This is a genomic window from Candidatus Nanoarchaeia archaeon (genome assembly GCA_035290625.1).
Classification (GTDB): Archaea; Nanobdellota; Nanobdellia; order Woesearchaeales; family DATDTY01; genus DATDTY01.
In genome coordinates, this window is record DATDTY010000044.1 from 1 (window position 1) to 4,312 (window position 4,312).

Sequence of the window (4,312 nt, forward strand, 5' to 3'; positions counted from 1 at the left end):
CGTCTTCTACATCTTTTTTATCCAGGGAGAGGTTACTGACATCAGGTCAGCAGGGCAGGCAACTGAGAGGATTACCGGAACCTTTGAGCTGACTCCGATCAAATCGTATGTTTCCAATTGTCTGCAGAATACTGCTGAGGCGACTCTCCGCGATGTTGCAAAGCATGGAGGGTATTTGAGTGAAGAGGACTTTTCTTTAACTTTTAATAGCACCGAGCAACTCAATACAAAGAATTATCTTTCCAATACTGAGTATGCAAGCAAATTTAGTTCAGTTTTCAACATCGCCATTGCCAGAATTAAAGATAAACTTGAAACAGATATTGAAAGAGATATCCAAACATGCCTTGACTTCAGGAGTTTTGAATCTTCAAACATTATCATTACAAAAAAAGGAAATCCCAGGGTTACAGTCCTCGTTGATGATTCCTTACCGGGCTGGGGTGATAAATCTGTTGTTGTGAAGCTTGACATGCCGTTGTCAATTAAGAGAGATGGCTTCGAAGGCAGGCTGGAAACATTTCAGACAACATTGCCTGTGAGGGTTGTGGGGATGCTGAGATCTGCGCTGGGGATTGTTGAGGGAATTAAGAATAATCAGGATGCGATTGCTGCAAATCCATCTAGCCCAGTCGCTTACGATATCTCAGCTGATTGTCCTCCCTCCGCTGCTGATGTAAATATTGAATTTTTATCTAACCAAGTAGAAAATCCACGAGACGGAGTAATCAGAATATCCGACTACTCAACAAGGGATACTTTTTTAAAGAAAACATTCCAGTATGAGTTTGGTTTAACTAATGTTTATGTAACGGGAGAATGTAAATAAATCTCCACCTAAACCCATTATCATGCGCCGAATAATCAGCACACAGTTTGCGAGGTCAATACACCTTGTTTTCATACTTATCTTAGGATTGATTGTGTTGCCTTTAGGACTTGCTGTTCCCGACGAAGACAGCGACGGAGTTCCTGATGCCGCGGATCAATGTCTCGGATCTCTTACAAGTATTGTTGATCTTACAGGCTGCTCTTGTGATCAAAAGCTGGTGGAGGATTGCTCAGGCCCTTGGTGCTGTGTTCCTGACCTCGATAGCTGCACTTCTGGCTGCGCAGAAAGCGATTTCCTTGCAGCATGCAATGTCTTTGATGCTTCTGCCTGCCCCGATGAGCAAGGTCAGCTGCAGCCATGCAACCCAGGCTACCGCTGCATAACCTCTGAGCTCTGCCTCGGGACATATGAAGATGACTGCAGTTGCACAGACACAGCAGGCGATGGATGCCCTCAAGACGACACCCAACCAATTCAGATTCAAAGTGACCCGCTTCAATCAACCTCTCAAATCCCCTCTTCATCTGCTCAAGGCGACACCCAACTTCAAATTGATGAACCCCTCCCCCCTCCTGATGCCACTTTGATGACTGATCAGCCCATTGCAGTTGAAGGAGATGCTGATATCTCTGATTTGTTGCCAGCACAACCTACTGATTTTGATAATGATGGCATTCCGGACAACGAAGATGAAGATGCTGACAACGATGGCTACACCAACACTGAAGAGCAGGACGCAGGAACGGGCATTTTTGATTCCCTCTCGCATCCCTCGTATACCGCCGTTGATACTGATTCAGACGGCATTCCGGACTCATTGGACCTCGATGATGACAATGACTCAATTCCTGATGCTGATGACACCTATCCCAAGGATGCTGAGCGCTCCCAGCTAGAGTTCCAAAGCCCTGCGTCTGAAATGCGCGGTTTGCAATTCTTTAACCTGTGGTGGCTTCTGCTCTTCCTGATTCTTGCGATGCTGGCAACCCGGCACAGGGATGTGGAGCATTTTCTGAAGGGAGACCCCCCTTATCCCTACCTCAATGAAGCCCTGGAATTTGTGGAAAAGAAATTCCATGAGAATTATTCAGTGGAGCACATCAAGGCGTCTCTTGTTGATCATGGTTGGTCTTCCAAAGAGGTTGCAGGCATACTCGGGCGCTTTCAGATCTACCTGGACATCCGTGAGCAAAAACAGCTTGGCTTCTCTGACCCTCTTGTTCTTCGCGAACTTAAAAAGAAAGGATTTCCCCTGCATGAAATCAAGGACACGCTGCATTACTATCAGGCTTCATCGCTTCGGAGCTTTGATCAGCCGCAGCATGCCGCACTGCTTGCGCGTCTTTCACGGAAGCACGCTGTCCATGTTCCAAATGCCAAGCCTCATCTGCTCGAACGGTTTGTCAATGAGGCGATTCGAAAGGGCCATAGCCAGGATCAGATAACCCGTCATCTCCTGCATCTTGGCTGGAGCAAGCACCATGTGGACAATGCCCTCCAGCAGACAACGCTTAACAGCGCAGTGCACTATTCGCTGAAATCCGGGGTTTCTCGGCACGAGATCAAGAAATCATTAGCGTCGCATGGGTGGAAAGAGCACCAGATTAATGTCGCACTACGAGAAACAGGGTCATTCTTTTCGTGACGGCCTTCCCCTTTTACGCTTCACTTTCCTAGATCCGCTGGTTTTTGATTCTTCCTTTTGCTCGTATTCCTCAATCCGCGGAATCTCCTGAATGCCTTCAGTCATCTGCGAAATCAACAACGAGAACAGGAGGCCCAAGCAGCCTGTGATTACTGTAATTCCTGTCACCAGGATTCCTTTCGGGGAATTCATGTAGAGGTAGAGGATATTGATGACAATGACCGCGTATGTGAGACCAGCCAACTTGGGAGCCCAGCTGCTCTTGGCATAGGTCCCTGCCAGGATGACAAGCGCAACGACAAGAAGAACTAATGCCAGAGAGAGTTCAATCACAAAATGCCTTTCGGTTCTAAACACCATCACGATATTTCCAATAAGAACCACCAGAAGTAAGAATGCCTGAACAGTATACCTTCCCACACCCATGGCTTTTGGGCAGTGATGCACTTATATAAACATTTCTATTCTGGAGTAGTACTATCATGCCTTCTATTAGAACTCGTCGGTTACTTCCAGCTTGGAAAGATACCCTTTCTTCCGGATGTATTGTGCCTGTGTCTTTGAATATTTGAATATGAGGTCTCCTTTCTTATCTCCAGTGAACTCCCATGGCTCCACGATTACAATATCCCCTTCTCTCACCCAGAGATGCCGCTTAAGCCTGCCCGGAATTCTGCAGACCCGCGTTTTTCCATCAAGACAACGAACTCTGGTCCTTGAGCCGCCAAGGCGCTGCTCCAGAACTCCAAACGTCTCCCTGCCCCTTGGAAGCCGGATGCGAGAAATCTCCATCTGCATCTGTTCCTGCCGCTCCTGCTCTTCCTTTTTTTTGCTCATCTGTCCTCTGTTAATCGGGGTTGGTTATTTAAGTGTTTGTTTTTTTGTTCTCACTTCTCCGTCAACAGGCTTCGGTGAAAATCTTGCTTCGCAGCTGCCGCCGAGTTCGCAATGACTGAAAAATCCTTCTACAAATCGACATTCGCCCCGTAAGGGGCATCCCCCCGAGGTCGATGTTATTGTTCTTGCCCCGCTGCTCACAAAGGGCGGCAGCAATGATTTTCACCGAAGCCCCGTCAACCAGAAGCTTTTTAAACAAGCCATCCTCGTGCTTTTCTATGAACAAGGTGCTTGTCGCTGTGCTGATTGCCGGTGGAGTTCTGCTGGTGTTTGCTTTCTTGGCTGCAGGCATCCTCACCTTGATTGCAGGCGGTTCCTCATTGGGAGGAGGGAATGTTGCATTGATTACGATCAGCGGAACTATTGTCACTGAAGACTCCTTTGACATCTTTCCGAGCGAAATGGCTGTATCTGAGGAAATAGTTGAATTCATTGACAAGGCGGAAAAGGATCCCTTAATCCGCGCAATCCTTTTTGAGATTAACTCTCCGGGAGGTTCAGCAGTTGCATCTCAGGAGATAGGGAATGCTATTAAGAAATCAAAGAAGCTTACTGTTGCAGTCATTCGTGACGTTGGAGCTTCAGGAGGCTACTGGGTCGCATCTGCAACAGACCATATCATTGCCAATCCAATGTCTATTACAGGCTCTATTGGAGTGATTTCCTCTTATCTTGACTTTTCTGGATTTTTGACAGAGCATAATGTGACCTACCAGCGGCTTGTTTCAGGACCCTATAAGGATATCGGAAGCCCGCTGAGAAAGCTGAGCCCTGAGGAGGTTCGTCTCCTGCAGAGAAAGCTTGATATGATCCATGGCTATTTCGTGGATGAGGTTGCGAAGAACAGGAATCTTCCAAAAGACTCTGTTGAAACGCTTGCAACTGGAATATTCTATCTGGGTTCTGAGGCTAAGGAACTTGGCTTGGTTGATGAATTG

Annotated in this window: 5 protein-coding genes; 3 read left to right on the top strand and 2 right to left on the bottom strand. The window is 47.2% G+C overall.

Going from position 1 to position 4,312, the window contains the following annotated elements:
• Positions 1 to 829, top strand: an 829-nt coding sequence (locus tag VJB08_04020) for a hypothetical protein (protein HLD43125.1), incomplete at its 5' end; no start/stop codon positions are given.
• 22 nt (positions 830 to 851) lie between these two features.
• Entirely contained in the window at positions 852 to 2,477 is a 1,626-nt protein-coding gene (locus VJB08_04025) for a hypothetical protein (protein HLD43126.1), read from the top strand.
• Here VJB08_04025 and VJB08_04030 read toward each other — a convergent pair.
• On the bottom strand, positions 2,463 to 2,903 hold the full coding sequence (locus VJB08_04030; GenBank protein HLD43127.1) for a hypothetical protein: 441 nt from the start codon (positions 2,901 to 2,903) through the stop codon (positions 2,463 to 2,465). The two genes, VJB08_04025 and VJB08_04030, sit on opposite strands and share 15 nt — an antisense overlap.
• Before the next feature lie 66 nt (positions 2,904 to 2,969).
• On the bottom strand, positions 2,970 to 3,314 hold the full coding sequence (gene eif1A, locus VJB08_04035) for a translation initiation factor eIF-1A (protein ID HLD43128.1): 345 nt from the start codon (positions 3,312 to 3,314) through the stop codon (positions 2,970 to 2,972).
• A 278-nt stretch (positions 3,315 to 3,592) separates the two neighbouring features.
• Here eif1A and sppA point away from each other — a divergent pair.
• The coding region (gene sppA, locus VJB08_04040) for a signal peptide peptidase SppA (protein HLD43129.1) at positions 3,593 to 4,312 on the top strand (720 nt) is incomplete at its 3' end.

Coding starts and splice junctions, on each gene's coding strand:
- eif1A (HLD43128.1), bottom strand. CDS start 3,314: ATGAGCAAAAAAAAGGAAGAGCAGGAGCGGCAGGAACAGATGCAGATG.
- VJB08_04025 (HLD43126.1), top strand. CDS start 852: ATGCGCCGAATAATCAGCACACAGTTTGCGAGGTCAATACACCTTGTT.
- VJB08_04030 (HLD43127.1), bottom strand. CDS start 2,903: ATGGGTGTGGGAAGGTATACTGTTCAGGCATTCTTACTTCTGGTGGTT.